Source organism: Micrococcus endophyticus, from assembly GCF_014205115.1.
GTDB lineage: Bacteria > Actinomycetota > Actinomycetes > Actinomycetales > Micrococcaceae > Micrococcus > Micrococcus endophyticus.
In genome coordinates this window covers 825,295-849,399 of record NZ_JACHMW010000001.1, presented here as the reverse complement: position 1 = coordinate 849,399, position 24,105 = coordinate 825,295, and the positions used below count along the sequence as shown (strand labels likewise).

18 protein-coding genes and 1 pseudogene are annotated in these 24,105 nt (G+C 71.7%); 14 read left to right on the top strand and 5 right to left on the bottom strand.

All coding sequences use genetic code 11. The annotated features are described in order from the left end of the window. Nucleotides 1-8: 8 nt before the first annotated feature. The 7 genes from coaE (HDA33_RS03815) to HDA33_RS03785 all read left to right on the top strand — a co-directional run bounded on the left by coaE (HDA33_RS03815) (nt 9) and on the right by HDA33_RS03785 (nt 9,496). A complete protein-coding gene (gene coaE, locus HDA33_RS03815) occupies nt 9-2,378 on the top strand; it encodes a dephospho-CoA kinase (protein ID WP_184171084.1) in 2,370 nt (789 codons plus the stop codon). Continuing rightward, nucleotides 2,375-3,022 carry a dephospho-CoA kinase gene (gene coaE / locus HDA33_RS03810; RefSeq protein ID WP_184171081.1) on the top strand — a complete coding sequence of 216 codons (648 nt, stop codon included), beginning with the start codon at nt 2,375-2,377 and terminating at the stop codon, nt 3,020-3,022. The genes coaE (HDA33_RS03815) and coaE (HDA33_RS03810) overlap by 4 nt, the downstream gene beginning before the upstream one ends. A 38-nt stretch (nt 3,023-3,060) precedes the next feature. Further along, a complete protein-coding gene (gene uvrB, locus HDA33_RS03805; RefSeq protein WP_184171078.1) occupies nt 3,061-5,190 on the top strand; it encodes an excinuclease ABC subunit UvrB in 2,130 nt (709 codons plus the stop codon). Further along, a complete protein-coding gene (locus tag HDA33_RS03800; protein ID WP_338104242.1) occupies nt 5,187-6,515 on the top strand; it encodes an MFS transporter in 1,329 nt (442 codons plus the stop codon). The genes uvrB and HDA33_RS03800 overlap by 4 nt, the downstream gene beginning before the upstream one ends. After that, on the top strand, nt 6,512-7,201 hold the full coding sequence (locus HDA33_RS03795) for a SatD family protein (protein ID WP_184171075.1): 690 nt from the start codon (nt 6,512-6,514) through the stop codon (nt 7,199-7,201). Before HDA33_RS03800 ends, HDA33_RS03795 begins: the two co-directional genes overlap by 4 nt. Then, nucleotides 7,198-7,956 (top strand): hypothetical protein, encoded by a 759-nt coding sequence (locus tag HDA33_RS03790; RefSeq protein ID WP_184171073.1) that lies wholly within the window; start codon nt 7,198-7,200, stop codon nt 7,954-7,956. The genes HDA33_RS03795 and HDA33_RS03790 overlap by 4 nt, the downstream gene beginning before the upstream one ends. A gap of 280 nt (nt 7,957-8,236) precedes the next feature. Continuing rightward, nucleotides 8,237-9,496 (top strand): TerC family protein, encoded by a 1,260-nt coding sequence (locus HDA33_RS03785; protein WP_184171070.1) that lies wholly within the window; start codon nt 8,237-8,239, stop codon nt 9,494-9,496. A 94-nt stretch (nt 9,497-9,590) separates the two neighbouring features. On the opposite strand, the gene HDA33_RS03780 is transcribed toward HDA33_RS03785, so the two are convergent. Beyond that, the gene (locus tag HDA33_RS03780; RefSeq protein WP_338104362.1) at nt 9,591-11,123 is read right to left on the bottom strand and encodes an alpha/beta fold hydrolase; all 1,533 of its coding nucleotides are present in this window, start codon (nt 11,121-11,123) and stop codon (nt 9,591-9,593) included. A 17-nt stretch (nt 11,124-11,140) separates the two neighbouring features. Beyond that, nucleotides 11,141-13,774, bottom strand: coding sequence for a DEAD/DEAH box helicase (locus HDA33_RS03775; RefSeq protein WP_184171067.1), 2,634 nt, complete (start codon nt 13,772-13,774; stop codon nt 11,141-11,143). Between the two features lie 291 nt (nt 13,775-14,065). On the opposite strand from HDA33_RS03775, the gene HDA33_RS03770 reads away from it, so the two are divergent. Both HDA33_RS03770 and HDA33_RS03765 read left to right on the top strand, forming a co-directional pair. After that, nucleotides 14,066-14,563, top strand: coding sequence for a hypothetical protein (locus HDA33_RS03770; protein ID WP_184171065.1), 498 nt, complete (start codon nt 14,066-14,068; stop codon nt 14,561-14,563). Between the two features lie 62 nt (nt 14,564-14,625). Then, complete coding sequence (locus tag HDA33_RS03765) at nt 14,626-15,162, top strand: hypothetical protein (protein ID WP_184171062.1); 537 nt, start codon at nt 14,626-14,628, stop codon at nt 15,160-15,162. Here the strand turns inward: HDA33_RS03765 and HDA33_RS03760 are convergent. Then, nucleotides 15,139-16,289, bottom strand: a protein-coding gene (locus HDA33_RS03760; protein WP_184171058.1) for an IS3 family transposase whose coding sequence is annotated in 2 segments (ribosomal slippage) — nt 15,139-16,019 and nt 16,019-16,289 — 1,152 coding nt in all. Because the reading frame shifts where the segments join, the coding sequence is not laid out codon by codon here. The genes HDA33_RS03765 and HDA33_RS03760 overlap by 24 nt on opposite strands. 109 nt (nt 16,290-16,398) lie before the next feature. Between HDA33_RS03760 and HDA33_RS03755 the strand changes: the two genes are divergently transcribed. From HDA33_RS03755 to HDA33_RS03745, 3 genes are read left to right on the top strand one after another with little or no spacing between them, the layout of a single operon-like run. Then, nucleotides 16,399-17,169, top strand: a complete 771-nt coding sequence (locus HDA33_RS03755; RefSeq protein ID WP_184171056.1) for a hypothetical protein — start codon at nt 16,399-16,401, stop codon at nt 17,167-17,169. 8 nt (nt 17,170-17,177) lie between these two features. Next, nucleotides 17,178-17,786, top strand: a complete 609-nt coding sequence (locus HDA33_RS03750) for an ATP-binding cassette domain-containing protein (protein ID WP_184171054.1) — start codon at nt 17,178-17,180, stop codon at nt 17,784-17,786. Continuing rightward, on the top strand, nt 17,783-18,868 hold the full coding sequence (locus HDA33_RS03745) for an ABC transporter permease (protein WP_184171051.1): 1,086 nt from the start codon (nt 17,783-17,785) through the stop codon (nt 18,866-18,868). The genes HDA33_RS03750 and HDA33_RS03745 overlap by 4 nt, the downstream gene beginning before the upstream one ends. 104 nt (nt 18,869-18,972) lie before the next feature. Here HDA33_RS03745 and HDA33_RS03740 read toward each other — a convergent pair. Then, nucleotides 18,973-19,314, bottom strand: a pseudogene (locus tag HDA33_RS03740) (DEAD/DEAH box helicase); the annotation flags it as partial. 41 nt (nt 19,315-19,355) lie between these two features. On the opposite strand from HDA33_RS03740, the gene HDA33_RS03735 reads away from it, so the two are divergent. Beyond that, entirely contained in the window at nt 19,356-20,243 is an 888-nt protein-coding gene (locus HDA33_RS03735; protein ID WP_184171049.1) for a methyltransferase domain-containing protein, read from the top strand. A gap of 10 nt (nt 20,244-20,253) precedes the next feature. On the opposite strand, the gene HDA33_RS03730 is transcribed toward HDA33_RS03735, so the two are convergent. Next, complete coding sequence (locus tag HDA33_RS03730) at nt 20,254-20,937, bottom strand: MBL fold metallo-hydrolase (protein WP_017488113.1); 684 nt, start codon at nt 20,935-20,937, stop codon at nt 20,254-20,256. Nucleotides 20,938-21,050: 113 nt separating this feature from the next. Between HDA33_RS03730 and uvrA the strand changes: the two genes are divergently transcribed. Beyond that, complete coding sequence (gene uvrA / locus HDA33_RS03725; RefSeq protein ID WP_184171046.1) at nt 21,051-24,038, top strand: excinuclease ABC subunit UvrA; 2,988 nt, start codon at nt 21,051-21,053, stop codon at nt 24,036-24,038. The last annotated feature ends 67 nt before the right edge of the window (nt 24,039-24,105 follow it).

The window sequence follows — 24,105 nt, the reverse complement described above, 5'->3', positions numbered from 1 at the left end:
GGAGACTCATGACATCCCCGCTCACCCGCCTGCACGACGCCCTCGGGCTGCGCACGACACCGGCGATCTTCTTCGGCTCCGCCGCCGTCGTGGTGGTCTTCACCCTCGCCATGGGCCTGTTCCCGGGCCCGGTGCAGGCCGGATTCGGCGTCGTCTCCAGCTGGCTGCGCTACGACGCCGGCTGGATCTACACGCTCAGCCTCTCCGTCCTCGTGGCCTTCCTGCTCCTGCTCGCGGTGACGCGGTACGGCCGGGTGAAGCTGGGCGACGACGACGCGGTGCCGGAGTACTCGGGCCTGACCTGGTTCGGCATGATGTTCGCCGCCGGCGTCGGCGCGGTCCTGATGTTCTGGGGCATCGCCGAGCCGATGAACCACTACGCCAACCCGCCGCTGGCCGGCACGGAGCCGTTCTCCGATCAGGCGGCCTCCCAGGCCATGGCGATCGCCAACTTCCACTTCGGCATCCACATGTGGGCGATCCTGCTCGTGCCGGGCCTGTGCTTCGGCTACTTCACGTACAAGCGCAAGCTGCCCCCGCGCGTGTCCTCCGCCTTCCAGCCCCTGCTGGGCGACCGCATCCACGGCCCGATCGGCAAGGCCATCGACATCGTCTCCGTGGTCTCCACCGTGTTCGGCCTCGGCGTCTCCGTGGGCCTGGGCGCGCTGCAGATCAACGCCGGCATGAACTACGTCTTCGGCACCCCCGTCGCGGGCTGGGTGCAGGCGCTGATCCTGGCCGTCATCACGGCCGTGGGCACCGCCTCGGTGCTGGCGGGCATGGACAAGGGCGTCAAGCGCCTGTCCTACGCGAACATCCTGATGGCCATCGCGCTGCTCGTGTACGTGATGATGTGGGCCGTCTCCAGCATGGACGTCATCCGCGGCACCGTGCAGGCCGTCGGCGAGTACCTGACCATGCTGCCCATGCTCTCCACCTTCAACGACACCTACAACTCGGGCCAGTGGTCCGGCGACTGGACGGTGTTCTATTGGGCCTGGACCGTGACGTGGGCGCCGTTCGTGGGCATGTTCTTCGCGAAGATCTCCCGCGGCCGCACCATCCGCTCGTTCATCGCCGCCGGCCTGGGCCTGCCCACGGCCTTCGTCATCATCTGGATGGGCATCTACGGCTACTCCGCCTTCCAGTCGGACCGCGCCACGGCCGCCGGGCCGGGCACGGGCGGCGACCTCACCGAGACCATCGTGACCGAGGGCAACGTGCAGGCGGCGCTGTTCCAGCACCTGCAGGAGATGCCGCTCTACACCGTGGCCGCCGTCCTCGCGCTCGTGGTCATCACCGTGTTCTTCATCACGTCCATCGACTCCGGCGCCCTCGTCATGGACGCCATGGCCAACGGCCACGAGGACCCGGCCCCGCGCCGGCAGTCCGTGATCTGGGCGGTGTCCATCGGCGCCGTCTGCGCGGCGATCATCCTCACCGCCGGCGAGAACGGCCTGGCCGCGCTGCAGGAGGTCATCATCGTGATCGGCCTGCCCATCCTGCTGATCACCGTCACCCAGGCGGGCCTGCTGCTGCAGGCGCTGCGCGAGGACGCGGGCACGGCCCGCCCCCTGCGCACCCGCCAGTGGAAGCCCGTGCTGCCGGCGGAGGAGTACCACCGCCGCGCCCGCGAGGACGGCGTGGACGTGTCCGACTACGTCATCCGCCCCGAGTTCGAGGTGGGCACCGAGCCGGAGCACGACACCCACACGCCGAACACGTGGCACCAGCAGCGCACCGTGGCCGCGAAGGCCCTCGTCACCGTGGGCCTCACCGGCGGCATCGCCGCGGGTCGCACCGTGGTGGGCGAGGAGCTCGAGCGCCTCGGCGCCGTCGTCGTCGAGTTCGACGACCTCATGGGCGAGATCCTCGTGCCCGGCAGCCCGGTGCTGGAGGAGCTGCGCGAGGTGTTCGGGGACGACGTCGTCCGCGCGGACGGCACGCTCGACGCCCGCACCCTCAACCGCCTCACGGCGGAGAGCACGACGGCGCGCACCCGCATGTACGAGATCGTCTCCCCGGCCGTGCGCGACGAGGCGAACCGCCGCGCCCGGGCGATCGGCGAGGACTCCGTGCTCGTGGTGGACCTGGCGCTGCTGGCCGAGACCGGCTCCGCCGGCGACTTCGACCAGGTGCTCGCCGTCTCGGCCCCGGCCGAGCAGCGCGTGGCCCGGCTCATGGACTCCCACGACCTGCCCCGGGAGCAGGCGTGGGCCTTCATCGACGAGGAGGCCCTCGACGCCGAGCGCGCCGAGATCGCCGACACGGTGATCGAGAACGACGGCACCCTCGAGGACCTGCACGAGGCCGTGCGGGCATACTGGGAGGCCAAGATCCAGCCTCAGATCGAGGCCGCCCGAGGAGTGAGCCCATGACCGAGTCCGTCCCCGTCGCCGACCGCCCCCGCGTCCACGTCGGCCTGACCGGCGGGATCGCCGCCGGCAAGTCCGCCGTGGCCCGCGTGCTCCAGGAGCGCGGCGCGCTGCTCGTGGACTCCGACGCCCTGGCCCGGCTCGTGCTCGAGAAGGGCACGGACGGGCTGGCCGCGGTGCAGGACGAGTTCGGCGACCGGGTGCTCTCCTCGGACGGGGAGCTCGACCGCGTGGCCCTGGCGCGCATCGTGTTCTCGGACCCGCAGGCGCGCCAGCGCCTGAACCGCATCGTGCACCCCCGGATCCGGGCCGCCGCCCGCCGCATCGTCGCGGCGGCGGGCCCGGACGCCGTCGTGGTCCAGGACGTGCCGCTGCTCGTGGAGACGGGCCAGCAGGACGCGTTCGATCTGGTCATCGTGGTGGAGGCGTCCCTGGAGGAGCGCCTGCGCCGCATGGTCGAGGACCGCGGCATGACCCCCGAGGACGCCCAGGCGCGCATCGACGCGCAGGCCACGGACGAGCAGCGGCGGGCCGCCGCGGACGTGGTGATCGTCAACGACGCCGACCTCGAGCGGCTCGCGTCCGTGGCGAACCAGGTGTGGGACCGGTTCCTCGCCCCCGACGCGGCTGAGCCCTCGGCGGACTGACCGCCGGGGTGTCCGGGGGCGCGACGTAGGGTTCTGCCATGAGCCTGGCCCAGAAGATCAACCGCGTCGTCGCCCCGTTCGAGGTCATCTCCCCGTACCAGCCCTCCGGTGACCAGCCGAAGGCCATCGCCGAACTCGCCGAGCGCGTGGAGGCGGGGGAGAAGGACGTCGTCCTGATGGGTGCCACCGGCACGGGCAAGTCGGCGACGACGGCGTGGCTCGTCGAGCGCCTCCAGCGGCCCACGCTGGTGATGGTGCAGAACAAGACGCTCGCGGCGCAGCTGGCCAACGAGTTCCGCGAGCTGCTGCCCAACAATGCGGTCGAGTACTTCGTCTCCTACTACGACTACTACCAGCCTGAGGCGTACGTCCCGCAGACGGACACCTTCATCGAGAAGGACTCCTCCATCAACGAGGAGGTCGAGCGGCTGCGCCACTCGGCCACGAACGCGCTGCTGACCCGGCGGGACGTGATCGTCGTGGCCACCGTCTCCTGCATCTACGGCCTCGGCACACCCGAGGAGTACATCGAGCAGATGGTCACCCTGCGCCGCGGTGCGGAGATGGACCGGGACGTGCTCCTGCGGCGATTCGTGCAGATGCAGTACGTGCGCAACGACGTCGACTTCCACCGCGGCACCTTCCGGGTGCGCGGGGACACCGTGGAGATCATCCCCATGTACGAGGAGCTCGCGGTGCGCATCGAGTTCTTCGGGGACGAGATCGAGTCCATCCAGACCCTGCACCCGCTCACCGGCCAGGTGGTGCGCGAGGAGACGGAGATGTACATCTTCCCGGCCTCGCACTACGTGGCCGGCGACGAGCGCATGGGCCGGGCGATCACCACCATCGAGGACGAGCTGCGGGAGCGGCTGCAGGAGCTGGAGTCCCAGGACCGGCTCCTCGAGGCGCAGCGGCTGCGCATGCGCACCACGTATGACCTCGAGATGATGCAGCAGATGGGCTACTGCAACGGCATCGAGAACTACTCGCGCCACATCGACGGCCGTCCCGCCGGCTCCGCCCCGCACTGCCTGCTGGACTACTTCCCGGACGACTTCCTGCTCGTGGTGGACGAGTCCCACGTGACCATCCCGCAGATCGGGGCCATGTACGAAGGGGACATGTCCCGCAAGCGCACCCTCGTGGAGCACGGCTTCCGCCTGCCCTCGGCCATGGACAACCGCCCGCTGAAGTGGGACGAGTTCCTCGAGCGGATCGGGCAGACCGTGTACCTCTCCGCGACGCCGGGCGCCTACGAGCTCGGCCAGGCGGACGGCTACGTCGAGCAGATCATCCGGCCCACCGGCCTCGTGGACCCGCAGGTGGTGGTCAAGCCGACCGAGGGTCAGATCGACGACCTGCTCGAGCAGATCCGCGTGCGCACGGCCAAGGACGAGCGCGTCCTGGTGACCACGCTGACCAAGCGCATGGCCGAGGACCTCACGGACTACCTGCTCGAGGCGGGGGTGAAGGTCGAGTACCTCCACTCGGATGTGGACACGTTGCGCCGCGTGGAGCTGCTGCGCGAGCTGCGCAAGGGCACCTTCGACGTGCTCGTGGGCATCAACCTGCTGCGCGAGGGCCTGGACCTGCCCGAGGTCTCGCTCGTGGCGATCCTGGACGCGGACAAGGAGGGCTTCCTGCGCTCCACCACCTCCCTCATCCAGACCATCGGCCGCGCGGCCCGCAACGTGTCCGGCGAGGTCCACATGTACGCGGACAACGTCACCGACTCCATGCGCCGGGCCATCGAGGAGACCGAGCGGCGCCGGGCCGTGCAGATCGCGTACAACGAGGAGCACGGGATCGACCCCCAGCCCCTGCGCAAGCGCATCGCGGACATCACGGACCAGCTCGCCCGGGAGGACGCGGACACGGCGGACTTCCTCAAGGGCATGGGCGGGGTGAAGTCCGGGTTCGACTACGGCATGGGCCACCGCGGCCTCAGCTCCCTGGACCGCGAGGAGGGGCAGGAGCGCGCCGGCGGAGGCCCGGCCGTGGACGCGGCCTCCCTGCCGGCCAAGGACCTGGCCGACCTCATCGAGCAGATGTCGCAGCAGATGCACCAGGCGGCGGCGGACCTGCAGTTCGAGCTCGCGGCCCGCCTGCGCGATGAGGTCGGCGAGCTCAAGAAGGAGCTGCGGCAGATGCGGCGGGAGCAGTGACGGCGGCGCCGGACACCGCGCAGGTCGCGGAGGAGGGCGCCGCCCTGGCCGCCGGCCAGCGCCGCGTGGTCCGCACCCTCGCGGCGAGCCAGGTGTTCTCGGGACTCGGCAACGGCTCGGCGCTCGCCGTCGGCTCCGTGCTGGCCGTGGAGCTCACGGGCAACGCCGCCCTGGGCGGCACCACCACCATGATGATCTCCGCCGCGGGCGCCCTCTCGGCGCTGCCCCTGGCCCGGCTCGCGCTGGCCCGGGGCCGCCGCACGGCCCTGACGGTCGCATACCTCGTGGCGGCCCTTGGCGCCGCGTGCATGCTCGCCGCCCCCGGGATCGGCGGCTTCGGCCTGCTGCTGGCCGGCTCGTTCGGGGTGGGCCTGGGCGCGGCCGGCAACCTGCAGGCCCGGTTCGCGGCCACCGACCTGGCGACGCCGGCGCGCCTCGGCCGGGACCTCGGCCTCGTGGTCTGGTCCATCACCATCGGCGCCGTGGCGGGGCCGAACCTCATCGGCCCGGGCGTGGTCCTGGCCCGGGCGGTGGGGCTGGCGGACACCGCGGGCGTCTTCCTGCTCTCCGTGGCCGGCATGCTGGCGGCGGTCGCGATCCTGCAGGCGGGCCTGCGCCCCGACCCGCTGGCGCTGCGCCGGGAGGCGGGGCTCGGCGGCGTCGCGTCGCCGCAGCCCCCGCGGCTGCGGGCCGGGGTGGGTGCCGTCGTGGGCGACCCGCGGATCCGGGTGGGCGTGGCCGCCGTGGTGGTGGGCCACGCCGTGATGGTCGGCGTGATGGCCATGACGCCGGTCCACCTCAGCCGCACGCACGGGGCCGGGGCGGGCGGCGCGGACACGCTGGTGGTCATCGGCGTGGTGATCTCCCTGCACATCGCCGGCATGTATGCGCTCTCGCCCGTCTGGGGCCGGGCCGCGGACCGCTGGGGCCGGCTGGCGGTCACCGCGGCGGGCTTCGCCGGGCTGCTGGCGGCCACGCTCGTCGGCGCGGTCGGGGCCGCCAGCACCGGCGCGGTCACGGCGGCCCTGGTGCTCCTCGGCCTCGGCTGGGGCGCGGTCACCGTGGCCGGCTCGGCGTGGGTGTCCGAGGTGGCCACGGGGCCGAGGCGCGTGCTGGTGCAGGGGGTCACGGACTTCGGCATGGGCGCGGCGGCGGCCGTGACGGCGGGCCTGTCCGGGCTGGTGCTGGCCTGGTGGGGCTTCACGGGGCTCACCGTGGCGGCCGGCCTTCTCAGCGCCGCGCTTCTGGTCTGGGTCCTGCGGGCCCGCTCGCGTTATGAAAACGATGATGAAGCATATCCTATCAGTGATACTGTGACGTCATGACCCGTGCACCCCAGGCCGCCGCCGTCATCGCGGACATCGTGGGCTCCCGCCGCCTCGCGGACCGGGAGGCGGCGCAGGAGCAGATCCTCGCCGCCTTCGCCGTGGCCGAGAAGGACGTCCCGCCGCTGCGGGCGGCCTGGGCCACCGTGGGGGACGAGTTCCAGGCCCTCCATGGCGCGTGGCCGCAAGCCGTGCGCGCCGTGGTCCGCGTGTCCCTCGCGCTGCCGCCCGGCCTCGAGCTGCGCTTCGGCATCGGCGTGGGGGAGCGCCGGTCGCTGGACGACGGCGCGGGGGACCGGATCGAGGACGGCACCGCCTGGTACCGGGCGCGCGCGGCGGTCGAGCGGGCGCACGCCCGCGCGGACGGGGCGGCGACGGCGTTCGTCGCGGCCGACCCGTCCCTGACGGCCGCCGTGGACGGGGTGCTCCTGCTGCGCGACCACGTGCTCGGCCGGCTCAAGGCCCGGGAGCGCCGTCTCGCCGCCGCGCTGCTGGGCGGGGCCACGCAGACGCAGGCGGCCCGCGCGGAGCGGATCACCCAGTCCGCGGTCTCGCAGGCCGTGACGCGCTCCGGGATCGACCGCCTGCTCGAGCTGGACGCCGCGCTGGCTGAGGCCGCCGCTGGGAGTTTCGGCCACGCGGGCGCCGCGGGCGAGGGGGCCGGAGACGAGGGGGACGTCGGATGATCGCGCTGACGCTGATCGCGCTCGGGGTCCACGACCTCGCCGCCGCGCTGCTGCCCCGGGCCTGGGCCGCTCGACGGCGGGAGGTCCTCGCCCTGGCCGCGGGCGCCGCGGCCGCCGTGCTGGCCGGGGTGCTGCTCGTCGTCCTCGTCCCCGGTGCCCCCGCCCTGGCGATCGGCGGCGTCCTCGTCGCACTGGCCCTGCTCGCCGCGTGGTGGCGGCTCGGGGCGGGGGCCCCGCTGGGCACGCTGGGCGTGGCGGCCGTCGTCGCCCTGGTCGCGGTCGCGGAGATCGGGCTCGCCCGGACCGCCGGGCCGGCCGTCCCCGTCGCGTTCACCGTCGTGGCGGTGGGCCTCGCCCTGGGCGAGACCGCCAACCGGATCACGCGGGCCGTCCTGCTGCTCGCGGGGCGGCGCGCCGACGCCGCTCCGGCCCCGGAATCAGACGCGCCCGTCGAGGCGGTCCCGGCGCCGGAGACCTCCGCCGACGAGACGGAGGCCCCGCCGCTGCGCGGCGGCCGGTACATCGGCCCGATGGAGCGCGTGCTGATGGTGGTGCTCGGGCTGGCCCATGCGTGGCCGGTGGTCGCCGCGCTCATGGCGGCGAAGGGCCTCGTGCGCTTCCCGGAGATCTCCGCGGACCGCGGGGAGGGCTCCCGGGCGGAGGAGTTCCTCGTCGGCTCCCTCGCGAGCTGGGGGATCGCGGCTGCCGGCGGTGTCCTGGTCTGGGTGGGCCTGGTCGCCCCGGCCCTGTCCTGAGCGCGGCGTCGGCCGCGCCCTCTGCCGCGCCGCAGTGCTACAGGAATGCTGATATTCCTGGAATATCACCGTTCTCGCGCCCCGGGCGGGTCGGGGGCACGGTATAGACTTCCCCTCGACGTAGGGGAGTATCCCGAACACTGTGGACGTCAGCACGCCGGACGGGCCCGCTTTGGAGCGCGCGCCGACCGGCCGGACACAGAGGCCGGCGCCGTGGAGACCACGGGGGGCGGAGAGACTTGCGGCGCAGAACTGTCCCCTGACGCCGAAAGGTGCACCCGTGGAAATCAACGGCCTCACGTGGGGCCTGACGATCGCATTGATCGTCGGGCTGCTCGCGTTCGACTACTTCGCCCATGTCCGCAAGGCCCACACGCCCACGATCCGCGAGGCCGCGATCTGGTCCGGGATCTACGTGGGCCTCGCGCTCCTCTTCGGCCTCGTGTTCTTCGCCGTGGGCGACACGCAGCACGCCGTCGAGTACTACACCGGCTACCTGCTGGAGAAGGCGCTCAGCGTCGACAACCTGTTCGTCTTCCTGGTCATCATGGCCAGCTTCCGCGTGCCCCGCGAGTACCAGCAGAAGGTGCTGCTGTTCGGCATCACCTTCGCGCTGATCTCGCGCACGATCTTCATCCTGCTCGGCGCCGCCTTGATCGCGGCCTGGTCGGACGTCTTCTACCTCTTCGGCCTGTTCCTGATCATCATCGCGGGCGGCCAGCTCAAGGGCGAGATGGCCGGCGACGCCGACGACGCCAAGGACGAGGCGGACAACATCATGGTCCGCATGGTGAAGCGGTTCCTGCCCGCCTCGGACCGCTTCGACGGCGACAAGTTGTTCACCCTCGAGAACGGCAAGCGGGTCATGACCCCGATGCTGCTCGTGATGATCGCCATCGGCGCCACGGACATCCTCTTCGCCTTCGACTCCATCCCGGCGATCTTCGGCGTGACCACGGAGGCGTACATCGTCTTCACCGCCACGGCCTTCTCGCTCATGGGCCTGCGCCAGCTGTACTTCCTCATCGACGGCCTGCTGGACCGCCTCGTCTACCTCGCCTACGGCCTCTCCGCGCTGCTGGCGTTCATCGGCGTCAAGCTCATCCTGCACGCGCTGCACGAGAACAACCTGCCGTTCATCAACGGCGGCGAGAACGTGCCCGTGGTCGAGATCCCCACGACGCTGTCCCTCGTGGTGGTCGTCGTCATCCTGGCGATCACCGTGGTGGTGTCCCTGTACTCGCCCAAGGGCCAGGCCCTGCGCGCCCTGCAGAACGCCGAGAAGTTCTCCTACCGCTACTCCAAGCTGGACGAGACGGCCGACCCGGCCGAGCGCAGCCGCGCCGCCGCCCTCATGGACGAGTGGACGGCGAAGGCCGAGGGCCTCGACCAGAAGTGGCGCGACGAGCTCCTCGAGCACAAGGACACCTGGTCCGGCATCATCCGCACGGCCCACGAGACCCGGCTGGCCGACCCGCGCGACGACGACGCCCGCGGCGTCTCCAAGCGGATCGTCCGCCAGGACGGGCCCACCGTCTGAGCGACCCGCTGAGATGACCCGCTGAGACGACGACGGCGCCGATGCTCCCCGCCCCGGCGCCGTCGTCGTCTTTCCGCCTCGGCCCTCGTCCCGGTCAGTCGACCGGGCCGGGGGCCGTCGTCGTCTCCGAGGCCGCCGGTGCCGAGTCCGAGGGCTCGGCGTCCGAGCGCTCGGCGCCCCCGGCGGCTGCCGGCGCGGCGCCCTCCCCCGTCATCTCGAGCAGGCGCCGCACGATCGCGGGGCCGTCGTCGGCGAGCCCGTCGTGGTGGAACGCGTCGGTCTCCCACACGCGCAGCCCGCGGACGCGGCCCGCGGTCTCGAGGGACAGGTCGCGGTCCACGTAGACGTCGTCCGTGTAGACGGCCGCGGCCACCGGGATGGTGTTCCGCGTCAGGGCCTCGACATCGTAGAGCGGGCCCCAGTCCGTGCGCTCGGCGAGCAGGCGGGCGGCGCCGCGCAGCGGCCGCAGGTGCGGGTCGAGCTCGAGGGAGGCGGGCATGACGTGCTCGCCGGTGGGCAGGGGCGCGTCGGCGGCGCCCGGGTCGAAGTCGGGGTGCTCCGCCAGCACCCGCGCGGCGGACCAGTCGGTCGCGGCGCGGCCGCCGGCCAGCTCCGCGGGCTGGGCGTAGATGGACTCGTGCAGCACGGTGTAGAGCGGGTTGACGTGCCGGTCGTTGTGCTCGGCCACGGCCGCCAGGAACGTCTCGGACAGGCGCGGGGCGGGGCCGCTGCGATCCACGGCCTCGGCCAGGATCCAGTGCAGCCGGTCCACGCGGGTGTTGCCGCCCAGGAGCATGCCCAGGGCCTGGGCGCGGGCCACGGTGAGGGGCCCGCCGTCGGGCAGCCGCACGGGCTCCCCGGCCTGCTCGGCGGCGCGGATCAGGGCCACCGCCTCGGCCCACGCGGCGCGGTCCCCGGTGTGGCGGGCGAAGAACTCGTGCGCCCGGTCGCGCATCCGCGCGTAGGTGGCCCGGTAGACGCGGTCGGCGTGGCCGGTGAGCGGGGCGAGGCCGCCGGTGACCAGGCAGCGTCGCAGCCCCTCGGGGTGGAAGGAGAGGTAGGTGAGAGTGCAGAAGCCGCCGAAGCTCTGGCCGAGGGTGGTCCACGGGGCGGCGCCGAGGGCGAGCCGGACCATCTCGGCGTCGCGCACGATCGAGGGGGCCCGCAGGTGCACGAGGTGCTCGGCGAGGGCCTCGTCCGAGGCGAACGCGCCCGGGGCGGTGAGGGCGGCGACGGAGGCCGCGGTGGAGCGCCCGGTGCCGCGCTGGTCCAGCAGCAGCACGCGGTGCTCCGAGGCCAGCGCGCCGATCCAGCCGCCCCCGCGCGCCGGGCGGGGTCCGGCCCCGCCCGGCCCGCCCTGGAGGTAGAGGGCCCAGGGGCGGGCGCCGTCGGCGTCCCCGGCGGCCCGGATCTCGCGGGCGAACACCGTGAGGGTGCCGCGGCCGTGGGGGCCGACGCCGGTGCCGGCGGCGTCCTGCGCCTCGGCCTCGGCCAGGGTCAGGGCGTGGTCCACGGGGACGGTGAACCAGTGGTCCACGGCGACCGTGCCGTCGTAGAGCTCGGTGCGCTCGCCCACCCGGTGCCGGGCGGGCTCGAGGGGCGCGAAGCCGCGGGGGTCGCCGGGCACGCGGGGCGCGGGGGCGCTCACAGGCCCCACCCCGACTCGGGGGCGCCCACGGAGACGACGCGGATCACGGGGTGGCCGGCCCCGTCGGAGGCGTCCAGGTCCACCACGGCGTTGATGCCGTGGTCGTGCACGCCGTCCGGGTCCTTGAGCACCTGCCGGACCGCCCACCAGCGCGAGCCGGCGAGCTCCACGGGCGGGGCGACGTCGGGGGACTCGGCCACCCGGAACAGCTCGGGCCCGCGGGCGGCGGGGCCGTCGTCGATGTCCTCGTGGTCGCCGAAGTAGGCGTCGAGGGCGTCGGCCCAGTCGTCCGCGCTGAGGTCCCCGGAGAGGCGGGCGAGTTCCTCGTCGCGCTCGTCGCCGAACAGGCGGACCCGCTGGAACAGGGCGTTGCGCACCATCACGCGGAACACCGGCCCGTTGTCCGTGAGGCGGGCGGGCTCCTGCGGGGCGAGCGCCTCGTGGTCGCGGCGCAGCTCCTCGATGTCCCCGGCCACGAGGTCCTCCCACTCCTCGAGCAGGGAGGAGTCGGTCTGCTTGACCATCTCGTCGAGCCAGTCGAGCAGCACCTGCAGCTCCTCGGTGCGGGAGGCCTCGGGCACGGTCTGGCGCAGGGCCTTCACCGCGTCGGTGAGGTAGCGCAGCAGCACGCCCTCGGAGCGGGCGATCCCGTAGAAGCGCACGTAGTCGCCGAAGCCCATGGCCCGCTCGAACATGTCCCGGACCACGGACTTGGGGGTGAGCTCGAACTCGGCGAGCCAGGGGGCGCTGGCGCGGTAGACCTCGAACTGCTGCTCGAGCAGGTCCGCCAGCGGCTGCGGGTGGGTGACCTCGTCGAGGGCGCGCATGCGGTCGTTGTAGTCCATGCCCTCGGCCTTCATGGCAGCGACGGCCTCGCCCTTGGCCTTCTTCACCTGGGCGGAGAGGACCTGGCGCGGCGGGTCGAGCGTCGCCTCGATCACGGAGACGACGTCGAGGGCGTGGTCGGGCTCGGCCGGGTCCAGCAGGTCGAGCGCGGCGAGGGCGAAGGGGGAGAGCGGCTGGTTGAGCGCGAAGTCCGGCTGCAGGTCCACCGTGAGGTCCACGGTGCGGCCCTCGGCGTCCGGTTCGGGCAGACGCTCGACGACGCCGGCGGCCAGCAGCTCCCGGAAGATCCCGATGGCGCGGCGCATGAGCACCGCCTGGCGGGCCGGGGTCTCGTGGGTGCCGCGCAGCAGGCGCCGGACCGCGATGACCGGGTCGCCGGGCCGGTCGAGGATGTTCAGGAGCATGGAGTGGGTGATCTGCATGCGGGAGACCAGCGGCTCGGGCTCGGCGGCCACGAGGCGCTCGAAGGTGGCCGGGCCCCACGAGACGAAGCCGGCGGGCGGGCTCTTGCGCTTGCCGGACTTCACGGACTGCTTCATGCGCTTGGCCCGCTCGGCCTCGTCCTTGACGTTCGCGAACTTCGCCGCGGCCTTGCGTTCGGCGGCCTTGTTCTCGATCACGTGCTCGGGGGCCTGGACCACCACGGTGCCGGAGGTGTCGAAGCCGGCCCGGCCCGCCCGGCCGGCGATCTGGTGGAACTCGCGGGCCTGGAGCAGGCGGGTCTTCTCGCCGTCGAACTTGGACAGCGCGGTGAGCAGCACGGTGCGGATCGGCACGTTGATCCCGACGCCGAGCGTGTCCGTGCCGCAGATGACCTTGAGCAGCCCGTCCTGGGCCAGCTTCTCCACGAGGCGGCGGTACTTGGGCAGCATGCCCGCGTGATGCACGCCGATGCCCGCCCGGACGAGGCGGTTCAGGGTGTGCCCGAAGCCCGCGGAGAACCGGAAGCCGGCGATCCGCGCGGCGATCGCCTCCTTCTCCTCCTTGGACGTCACCGAGATCGAAGACAGCCCCTGGGCCGTCTCCACGGCGTCCAGCTGCGAGAAGTGCACGATGTACACCGGTGCCTGGTGGGTGCTCACGAGCTCCTCGACCTTCTCCTGCAGCGGCACCTCGGACCACTCGAACGTCAGCGGGATCGGCCGCTCCGCGTGGGCGACGACGGCGACCTCCCGCCCGGTGCGCTCGAACAGGTCCGCCTCGAGGCGGGTCGTGTCGCCGAGGGTGGCCGACATCAGCAGGAACCGGGCCTGCGGCAGCTCGAGGAGGGGGACCTGCCAGGCCCAGCCACGGGAGGGGTCCGCGTAGTAGTGGAACTCGTCCATCACCACGGTGCCGATCTCCATGCCCGAGCCCTCGCGCAGCGCGCGGTTGGCGAGGATCTCGGCGGTGCAGCAGATGATCGGCGCGTCACCGTTGACGGTGGAGTCACCCGTGACCATGCCCACATTCTCCGCGCCGAACACGTCCACCAGCGCGAAGAACTTCTCCGAGACGAGCGCCTTGATCGGCGCCGTGTAGTAGGAGACGGCGTCGTGGGCGAGCGCGTCGGCGTGTGCAGCCAGCGCCACCAGGGACTTGCCGGAGCCGGTGGGCGTCGCCAGGATCACGTGCCGGCCCTGGACGAGCTCGAGGGCGGCCTCCTCCTGGGCGGGGTAGAGCGAGATGCCGCGGTCCTCGATCCAGGCCGCGAAGGCGCCGAAGACGTCGTCGGCGTCCGGGGTCGGCGGGAGCGCGTCGATGCGGTCGGTCAGCGAGGGCGGGTTCGTGGCGGGAGAAGTCATCGTCCCCAGAGTATCCGCCGGCCCGGACGGCCGCGGCGGCCACGGGAGCCGAACACGGGGCCACTGGCCGCGGCTCCGACGAGTTCAGGTGGGAACCCGCTCGCTGCGTGGTCTTGACCATGCACCGGGCAGGGCCCTTCCACGACCCCGGCGTCCATCGCGTTGCAGAATCGATATCCTGTGAATCTAATTCGTTCTTGCTTCGCAACCCTGTGGGTGTGATGCACGTCTCGTGACGCAGGCGAAGGACCCGGGGGTGTCACTTCATAGCAGTTTCTTTTCTCGCGGAGGTTGAGTTTCACGCGTTCTCATTTCATCAAGAAGGCACTTGCCGGATCCGCCGTCGCTGTGGCAGCGGTCGCTGGCGCGTCGGGTGCTCACGCGGCTTCGTCGTCCCAGTCGTTCACGGTGCCCTATGGCACCCTCTATGTCTCGGCGTGGGAGTGCAACACCTACATCAAGTCATGTGATTGGTACACCAAGGTGCAGTTGCAGAAGAACGGCGGCCGTATCATGGACCGGATCACGAACACCACCACCATCTCCGCCAACGGAATCAATGCGACTGTCAACGTCTCCAAGACGCCGTCTGCGACTCTGTCGGGGAACCAGTCGAAGATGGCCACCGTCAAGTGGACCAAGTATGTCTCGAATCTGGTGGAACTCAGAGGGACGGCCACGCCGTCATGGACTGCGGTAGGCATCACCACGAAGTCGTGCCTCACCGGAAACGGCCCGGGCTCCTACGGTGAGGTCTCGGCCAAGTGCACTCAGATCGGCCTCTGGTAGACCACATGCCTTCTCGACGGCGATTCCTCGCTTGGGGCGTCGTCGGTCTGATCTCAGGGTCCGTGAGCGCCTGCTCCGTGCAGGTGATCGCGGACCCTGAGGTTCGGACCGGCTCCTCGGGTGACACCATTCGTGCGAGCTGGCTGGGTAAGAACGGCCTTCTCGCCGACCCGGCGGCGTTCACGATGCGGCCGGACGTCACCCTCACCCTCGACCGGCTCCTGTCCGCGAAGTACCTCGGGGTGGAGTACCAGACTCCCGACCTCGCCATGGCCAGGGCCATGTTGTCGGAGTTGGACCTGCCCCCCTCCTGGTGGACCAGGCTCGCCATCGTCACCGGCACAGCGGCGGAGCAGCCACCCCACAGTTGTCAGGGCGACCACTGGGCTGACGATGCCGTCACCGCGGGCGTCCTAGCGCGCCTCTTCGACTGGTCCGACGGCGAGACCTGGGACGGGGGCGCCGCACGGCCGCAACCCGTGTGTCCCCACCGGCAGGAGTCCCTCGACGACGCCTACCTATGGGTGGCGTGCGGGCGACCCGCCGAGGTCGATGCTGCGATTGAGCCGCCCCCTTCATTCGGTCCGGACGTTCTGTGAGTCGTCGGTTTCCATTTGATGGGTGCACTGCCGAGCGTACTCGGCTGGGGTTAGGTAGCCGAGCGAGGAGTGCCGGCGGTGGTGGTTGTACTCGTCCTTCCAGTCGCCGATGATGACCTGTGCGTGCAGCAGCGAGTAGAAGCTGTTGATGTTGAGGCACTCGTCGCGGATCCGGCTGTTGAACGACTCGACGTACCCGTTGCGCCACGGCGAGCCCGGAGGGATGTAGGACAGGCCGGTGCGGGTGCCGGCCCAGTCGGCCATCGCCTCGCTGATGAACTCCGGCCCGTTGTCCGACCTGAGCACCGCCGGGGCGCCCCGGGCGGCGACGAGGTCCTCGAGGTGGGCGGTGAGTCGGTCGGCGGTAATCGAGCGCTCCACGAGGTCGCCGATGCACTCCCGGGTGTGTTCGTCGACGATCGAGCAGATCTTGATCGGTCGTCCGTGCTCGTCGGCGTCGAACTGGAAGTCCACCGCCCACACCACGTTCGGCGCGTCCGCCGTCGGCGCGTCGACGGTCGAGGACCCGACGCGCTTGCGTCGACGCCGCTGCGGGACCCGGAGCCCTTCGTCACGCCACAGGCGTTGGATCTTCTTGTGGTTCACCACCCACCCCTCGGCGCGGGCGTCGTGATACGCCCGCCGATACCCGTAGCGGGGATGGTCCTTCGCCCAGGCGCGCAGCCACTGCCTGAGCGCCCGATCCGGGTCCGCGACCGTGTCGCCCTTGAGCGGTCGCCGGTACGCGGAGCGGCTCAGCCCGACCAGACGGCACGCCATCCGTTCGCTCACCCGCAACTTGCGCTTGAGGTGATCGACGGCGGCGCGGCGCCTGTCCGGGCTTAGAAGTTTCCCTCAGCCAGCTCCTTGAGCGCGGCCTTCTCCAGCTCCGCTTCCGCGAGCAGACGCTTCAGGGTCGCGTTCTGCTTCTCCAGCTCCTTCAGGCGCTTTGCGTCGTCGGCCTTGAGGCCGCCGTACTGGTTCCGCCACCGGTAGTACGTCTGCTCGGACACCCCGAGCTCCCGGCACACCGCCGCGACGTCCTGACCATCGGCGAGCATCCTGTCGGCCTGCCCGAGCTTACGGACGACCTGCTCCGGGGTGTGACGCTTCCTGCTGTTCGTCATGATCTGACCAGTCTCCCTGCCCGCGACCGCGGGCAACAGGACGACTCTCATAACGACTGGACCTACGAAACGGGGGCAGCCCACGATCCTCGACGACGCCCTCGCCTCCTTGGAGGCCGAGGACCGGTATCTCGCAGCTGCCCACGGGCTGTGGAAGGCCGCCGCCGTGGCGCGGGGCCGTGCCCCTGCCGAAGCCCGGGTGCTGCGCATGACGAAGGACAGCCTCGCGCAGGATCACGTCCAGGGCATCTTCATCGGTGATGCGGATGTGTGGGGCGACCTCATGACGACATGGGCGCTCTTGCACCTCTCGGGAGGAAATTGCGGCGACATCGACAAAGCGGCTCTCTTGGATGCGGTCCGTGCGGTCGGCGACAGCGGAGGGGCCGATATGCGACTTCTCGCCAACGCCTGCCATGTCCTCACCGACAGTGAACCTCCCTTCGGAGTAGAACCGAAGTCGGTCGCTCTTGAGGACCCGGAGGGCCCCTACAATCCTTTCATCGTGATGGCTGCTCGGGACACCGGCCGAGCGGAATCGGTACAGTTCGGGATCCCGAAGTCAAGAGCCGAGGGCGACGGGGCGGCCCTCGCCAGCTGGCTGATCACCTCTCGACTCTCGACGGATCTCGTCGTTGCAGCGACGGGTGATGAGATAGCTTTCCTTGAGGACGCACTTGCATCGTCGGTCAGCGCCCGGCAGCAGTTGTGGTATGCGACGGCGCTGGCGGCCGCGGACGCGATGACGTCGGAGGTCTCGATCAAGGAAGGGGCGGAGGGCGTGTCATGGCTTGTCGCCCAGGACGAAGTGCTCGATATCCCCGACCTTCGCGCGTCCCTTCTCTACACGGTGTACAACATGTGGATGGGTCGTGAATGAGGGCGGACATGGGTGACCACAAACTCGAGATACGCGGGCTGCGCACTCGCCACGGCACGTGCGCCCGTGTGCCTCTCGATCTGGAACTCCGCTCCGGCGAGCGGCTCTGGGTGCATGGACCGTCAGGCTCCGGCAAGACCGCCCTGTTGCATGCACTGGGCGGCCTGGATGAAGCGGAGTCGGGCGAGGTGCTCTTCGACGGCGAGTCGGCGACGTCCGTACGGCTCAGACGCGAGTTGAGCTCCTTCGTGCTGCAGGAACCGGCCTTGATCGACCACTGGAGCATTCGGCGCAATCTGCGCAGTGCGTGCGGTGACGCACACCCGGAGGCCGAGGCCTTGCTGCGCTCCTGGGGCGTTCCCGTCGACGGCACGCATCCTCGTCAACTCAGCGGTGGCGAGCGACAGCGGGTGTCTGTCGCCATCGCGATCGCGCGCGGAATGCCCCTGGTCATCGCCGACGAACCGACCTCCAGCCTGGATCGACTGAATCGTGACGCCGTGCTGGACGCCTTCCAGTCCCTGCCTGAGTCGAGCATCGTCCTGGTGTGCAGCCATGATCCGGTGTGGGACGGCTGGGCGACGCGTCGTCTGGACCTGGCCGAGGTGTCGCCATGAGGATCCCCGTCGCGGAGGCGGCGGTGGCGAACCTGCGTGGGCGGAGCACGACTGCACTCACGCTGGGGGCGGTGCTGTCGATTCTCATGGGCGGTGTGCTGACCGTCGCCGTCCCGGCCTTCGACGCGCGGAACGCAGCCGCGTCGCTCTACGAATCCCCGGAGTGGGGGAGCACTCATGTGGTGCAGGGGATCTCCGGGGCGGACCGTCCCATGTCCGGCGCGGAGATCCAGGCGCTGGCGGACGCCACAGGAGCGACATCGGTCCAGGTCGATGAGAACGCGCTGATCGAGGTGGCGGGGGAGATGGTGCAGATGCACTCGGACATGGACGTCCTGGGTGTGCCCTACGTCGAGGGGCGCCGTCCGCGGGAGGGCTCCTGCGAGTGGGGCGTCCACCGGGACAGCCCGCTGGCCGATCGCCTCGGAGAGGAGGTGGAGGCCACGGGTCTCACGGGCGCCACGGCCTCGGTGGTCGGCGTGTTCCCCCGGGGCTTCCCCCTGTTCACGCCCGACGACGTCGTCTCCACGTGCACTCCACCCTCGCGGTCGGGATCGGAGCAGATCCTCGTCACCGTCCCCGCAGGAACGGAGCTGCCCGAGCAGTACGTGTCCCAGACGTTGGCCGAACAGGCGCAGGCAGCACGGGACGCCTCCCGCTCCACCGGCATCCTCGGCCTCATCACCCTCGTCATCTGCGTGATCGCGGCGGGTGTGGCCTTCGCCTGTGCCCGCTGGTCCGTGGTGTCCAGGCGCCGCGAGTTCGCCCACCTGCAGGTGCATGGCGCCGCGAAGAGACGCCTCCTCGGCATGGTGACGCTCGAGCAGATCCTGACGTGTCTCGCCGTCGCACCCGTCGGGATCGGGCTGGGATGGGGCGGGGCGTGGCTCCTGCTCTCCCGAGCAGGTCAGACGGGCCTGGTGGATCCCTCCGTGGCCTGGCGCACGGCTGCGCCGAGCCTGTCGACGGTCGGGCTGCTGGTGACCGGCATGCTCGTGGTCGTGGTGATCGCCTCGTGGCTGGCTGCGGCCCGCATCCTGCGTCCGACTGTCTCGACTCTCCTGCGCAGGCGCGGGGAGTAGGTCGATCGCCGGTGCCGGACCGGGCGGCTCACCAGCCGCGTTCGCGCCAGGCGGGCAGCTGCGGGCGCTCGGCGCCGAGGGTGGTCCACCCCGGCCACGGCGCGTCCACGACCCCGGGCGCCGAACACGTCCACGAGCGCGAAGAACTTCTCCGAGACGAGGGCCTTGATGGGGGCCGTGTAGTAGGAGACGGCGTCGTGGGCCAGGGCGTCCGCGTGGGCGGCGAGGGCCACGAGGGACTTGCCGGAGCCGGTGGGGGTCGCGAGGATCACGTGCCGGCCCTGGACGAGCTCGAGGGCGGCCTCCTCCTGCGCCGGGTAGAGGGCGATCCCGCGCTCGTCCGTCCAGGCCGTGAACGCCCTGAAGACGTCGTCGGCGACGGGGGACGGCGGGAGGGCGTCGACGCGGTCGGTCAGCGAGGGCGGGTTCGTTGCGGTGGAAGTCATCAGGGCCAGCGTATCCGCGGTGCGCGCGGTACCGTGCCGCCATGGGCACCGAGCACGAGGCCACCGGCCGCGACTCCGCCGGGTTCACCTGGGACCCCGCGCGCTACGAGGGCTTCGCCGAGCACCGGGCGAGGCCCTTCCACGACCTGGTGGCCCGCGTGGACGCCGAGTCCCCGCGCGTCGTGGTGGACCTGGGCTGCGGGCCCGGCACCCTGACGCGCACGCTCGCGGCGCGCTGGCCGGACGCCGAGGTCCTCGGCCTGGACGACTCGACGGCCATGCTCGAGCGGGCCCGCGCGGGCCTGGCCGAGCCCGGCGCCCCGCAGAACCTGCGCTTCGAGCGGGTGGACGCCTCGCAGTGGCGGCCGGACGCGTTGGTGGACGTCGTCGTCTCGAACGCGATGCTCCAGTGGATCCCCACGCACCGCCGCCTGATCCGCCGCTGGCTGGGGGACCTGCGCCCGGGGGCGTGGTTCGCCGCGCAGATCCCGCGGCCGTACCAGCAGCCCTCGCACACGGCCATCGTCGAGCTCGCGGAGGACCCGGCGTTCTCCGAGGCGCTGCACGGCGTGGAGACCACGCGGACCGTCGCGCCGCCGGAAGAGTACACGCGGCTGTTCCTCGAGGCGGGCTGGTCCCCGCAGGTGTGGGAGACGGAGTATCAGCAGGTGCTGACGGGCGAGGACCCGGTGTTCCGGTGGACCTCGGGCGCGGCCCTGCGACCGAGCCTGCAGGCCCTGGCCCGCTGGGACGCCGAGGAGGACGCCGCGGAGGGCGCGGGCCTGCAGGAGCTGTTCGTGGCCCGCTACCGGCGGGCCATGGCGCAGGCGTATCCGCCGGTGCCCGGCGTCACGGACGCCGACGGCGGGCCGCTGACGATCTATCCGTCGCGGCGGCTGTTCGTGGTGGGGCGCCGGCCGGGGGAGTGAGCCGGGCGGCTCACCAGCCGCGGTCGCGCCAGGCGGGCAGCTGCGGGCGCTCGTCGCCGAGCACGGTGGAGGCGCCGTGGCCCGGGTGGACGTGCGTGTCGTCCTCGTACTCGCCGAACAGGCGCGCCTCGACGTCGTCGATCAGCGAGGCGAAGCGCTCCGGGTCCTTCTCCGTGTTGCCCACGCCGCCGGGGAACAGGCTGTCCCCGGTGAACAGCAGGGCCGGCTCCTCGGCGTCGGAGCGGTAGGCCAGGGCCACCGAGCCCGGGGTGTGGCCGCGCAGGCCGATCACGTCCAGCTCGATCCCGTCCACGGCCACGACACCCCCGTGGGGCAGCCGATCGCCGATGCGCACCCCGGCCTCCTCCTCGATCGCGTCGGCGTCGTCCTCGCCGGCGGCCAGCACGGCCTCCGGGTGGGCCGCGGCGATCGTCCCGAGGGCGCGGACGTGGTCCCAGTGGCGGTGCGTCGTCACGACGACGGCCAGGCGGGTGGCGCAGGGCGTGTCGCCCTCGGCGGAGGCCAGCAGGGCCTCGATCGCCTCGGCGTCGTCCGCAGCGTCGATGAGGACCTGCGCCCCCGTCGTCTTGGCGGTGAGCAGGTACACGTTGTTGTCCATCTTCGACACGGAGCAGGCACGCACCGTGACGGCGGGCAGGTCGTGCAGCAGGCGGTTCTCGACGGTGGCGGGCATGCGCCCCAGTGTACGGACGGGGCCCCGGCGCGCCAGCGCCCCGCGGGCGGGGAGCGGTTCGCCCAGAGGCGATCGCCCCCTGACGCGTCCGCCCCCGCACCTATGCTGGGCGGGTGCCGAAGAACTCCACGACCACCCCGTCCGCCGCCGCCGTCGAGCCCCGCGAGGGGGGCCTCGCCTCGGGCCCCGGCGGTGCGCGCTCCGGCGAGCGGGACCGCATCGTCGTCCAGGGCGCGCGCGAGCACAACCTCAAGGACGTGGACGTCAGCTTCCCCCGGGACGCCATGGTGGTGTTCACGGGGCTGTCCGGCTCGGGCAAGTCCTCCCTGGCCTTCGACACGATCTTCGCGGAGGGCCAGCGCCGCTACGTCGAGTCCCTCTCCTCCTACGCGCGCATGTTCCTCGGCCGCGTGGACAAGCCGGACGTCGACTTCATCGAGGGCCTGTCCCCGGCCGTGTCCATCGACCAGAAGTCCACCAACCGCAACCCGCGCTCCACCGTGGGCACCATCACCGAGGTCTACGACTACCTGCGCCTGCTCTGGGCTCGCGTCGGCGTGCCGCACTGCCCGCAGTGCGGCGAGCCGGTGAGCCGCCAGACGCCGCAGCAGATCGTGGACCAGCTCGAGGAGCTGCCCGAGCGCACCCGCTTCCAGGTGCTGGCGCCCGTGGTGCGCGGCCGCAAGGGCGAGTTCGTGGACCTGTTCGCGGAGCTGTCCACGCAGGGGTTCGCCCGCGCCGTGGTGGACGGGGAGACCGTCCAGCTCTCGGACCCGCCCGTGCTGAAGAAGCAGGTCAAGCACACCATCGCCGTCGTCGTCGACCGCCTGGCCATGAAGGAGGGCATCCGCCAGCGCCTCACCGACTCCGTGGAGACCGCGCTCAAGCTCGCGGACGGCCTCGTGGTCGCCGAGTTCGTGGACGTGGAGGTCGTGGCCGAGAAGGGGAAGAAGAACACCGCCGAGTTCGGCGGCCGGGACGCCGAGGGCAACCCCCGCTACCGCTCCTTCTCCGAGAAGCTCTCCTGCCCCAATGGGCACGAGCAGACCGTGGACGAGATCGAGCCCCGCTCCTTCTCCTTCAACAACCCGTTCGGCGCCTGCCCCGAGTGCACCGGCATCGGCTCCCGTCTGCAGGTGGACCCGGACCTCGTGGTGGCCAACGACGAGCTGTCCCTGCGCGAGGGCGCGGTGGTGCCGTGGTCGCTGGGCAAGTCCACCTCGGACTACTGGCTGCGCGTGCTCGGCGGCCTGGCCAAGGAGATGGGCTTCTCCCTGGACACGCCCTGGCGCGAGCTCGAGCCGGCCCAGCGCGAGGCGGTGCTGCACGGCAAGGACTTCAAGGTCGAGGTGACGTTCCGCAACCGGTTCGGCCGCGAGCGCCGCTACACCACCGGCTTCGAGGGCGTCGTCCCCTACGTGCTGCGCAAGCACGGGGAGACCGAGTCGGACGGCGCCCGCGAGCGCTACGAGTCCTTCATGCGGGAGATCCCGTGCCCCGTCTGCCACGGCGCGCGCCTGAACCCCACGGTGCTGAACGTGCTCGTGGGCGGGCTGTCGATCGCCGAGGCCACCCGCCTGCCCCTGCGCGAGGCGCGGGACTTCCTCGCCGGCCTCGAGCTGTCCGCGCGCGAGCGGCAGATCGCGGACCAGGTGCTCAAGGAGATCCTTGCGCGCCTGGCGTTCCTGCTGGACGTGGGCCTGGAGTACCTGAACCTCGAGCGCCCGGCCGGCACGCTCTCCGGCGGCGAGGCCCAGCGCATCCGCCTGGCCACCCAGATCGGCTCCGGCCTGGTGGGCGTGCTGTACGTGCTGGACGAGCCGTCCATCGGACTGCACCAGCGGGACAACCGCCGCCTCATCGAGACCCTGCTGCGGCTGCGGGACCTGGGCAACACGCTGATCGTGGTGGAGCACGACGAGGACACCATCGCCGAGGCGGACTGGATCGTGGACATCGGCCCGCGCGCCGGCGAGCACGGCGGCGAGGTGGTCCACTCCGGCTCCCTCGAGGACCTCAAGGCCAACACCGCCTCGATCACGGGCGACTACCTCGCCGGCCGCCGCGCCATCACCGCGCCGGAGACGCGCCGCGCCCCGCAGGAGGGGCGGACGCTCACGGTGCGCGGCGCCCGGGAGAACAACCTGAAGGACGTGTCCGTGGACATCCCGCTGGGGGTGCTCACCGCCGTCACCGGCGTCTCCGGCTCCGGCAAGTCCACGCTGATCAACGAGATCCTCTACAAGGTCCTGGCCAACCGCCTCAACGGCGCCAAGCTCGTGCCCGGCCGGCACCGCGCCGTGGACGGCCTGGAGCACCTGGACAAGGTGGTCCACGTGGACCAGAGCCCGATCGGGCGCACGCCGCGCTCGAACCCGGCCACGTACACGGGCGTGTTCGACGCGATCCGCAAGCTGTTCGCGGAGACCCCCGAGGCGAAGGTGCGCGGCTACCAACAGGGCCGGTTCTCCTTCAACATCAAGGGCGGCCGGTGCGAGGCCTGCTCGGGCGACGGCACGCTGAAGATCGAGATGAACTTCCTGCCGGACGTGTACGTGCCCTGCGAGGTGTGCGACGGCGCCCGGTACAACCGCGAGACCCTCGAGGTGACGTACAAGGGCAAGAACATCGCCGAGGTCCTGGACATGCCGATCGAGGAGGCGGCGCAGTTCTTCAGCGCCTACACCCGCATCTCCCGGTACCTGGACACCCTCGTGGACGTCGGCCTGGGCTACGTGCGCCTCGGCCAGCCGGCCACCACGCTCTCCGGCGGCGAGGCCCAGCGCGTCAAGCTGGCCGCCGAGCTGCAGAAGCGCTCCAACGGGCGCAGCGTCTACGTGCTGGACGAGCCCACCACGGGCCTGCACTTCGACGACATCCGCAAGCTGCTGCAGGTGCTGCAGTCCCTCGTGGACAAGGGCAACACGGTGATCACCATCGAGCACAACCTGGACGTGGTGAAGTGCGCCGACCACGTGATCGACCTGGGCCCCGAGGGCGGCTCCGGCGGCGGCACGATCGTGGCCACCGGCACCCCCGAGGAGGTCGCCCGGGTGGAGGCGAGCCACACGGGCCGGTTCCTGGCCGAGCTGCTCGCGTAGCATGGGCGCAGCCCGCGGCCCCCGCCGCGGGCCGCGTCGCGGGGCACGCCCCGCGACGGGAGAGGCC

What these genes read in the sequence shown, in the direction of transcription:
- coaE (WP_184171084.1), top strand. Translation starts at nt 9, where the DNA reads ATGACATCCCCGCTCACCCGCCTGCACGACGCCCTCGGGCTGCGCACG.
- coaE (WP_184171081.1), top strand. Translation starts at nt 2,375, where the DNA reads ATGACCGAGTCCGTCCCCGTCGCCGACCGCCCCCGCGTCCACGTCGGC.
- uvrB (WP_184171078.1), top strand. Translation starts at nt 3,061, where the DNA reads ATGAGCCTGGCCCAGAAGATCAACCGCGTCGTCGCCCCGTTCGAGGTC.
- HDA33_RS03795 (WP_184171075.1), top strand. Translation starts at nt 6,512, where the DNA reads ATGACCCGTGCACCCCAGGCCGCCGCCGTCATCGCGGACATCGTGGGC.
- HDA33_RS03790 (WP_184171073.1), top strand. Translation starts at nt 7,198, where the DNA reads ATGATCGCGCTGACGCTGATCGCGCTCGGGGTCCACGACCTCGCCGCC.
- HDA33_RS03775 (WP_184171067.1), bottom strand. Translation starts at nt 13,774, where the DNA reads ATGACTTCTCCCGCCACGAACCCGCCCTCGCTGACCGACCGCATCGAC.
- HDA33_RS03750 (WP_184171054.1), top strand. Translation starts at nt 17,178, where the DNA reads ATGGGTGACCACAAACTCGAGATACGCGGGCTGCGCACTCGCCACGGC.
- HDA33_RS03745 (WP_184171051.1), top strand. Translation starts at nt 17,783, where the DNA reads ATGAGGATCCCCGTCGCGGAGGCGGCGGTGGCGAACCTGCGTGGGCGG.
- HDA33_RS03735 (WP_184171049.1), top strand. Translation starts at nt 19,356, where the DNA reads ATGGGCACCGAGCACGAGGCCACCGGCCGCGACTCCGCCGGGTTCACC.
- HDA33_RS03730 (WP_017488113.1), bottom strand. Translation starts at nt 20,937, where the DNA reads ATGCCCGCCACCGTCGAGAACCGCCTGCTGCACGACCTGCCCGCCGTC.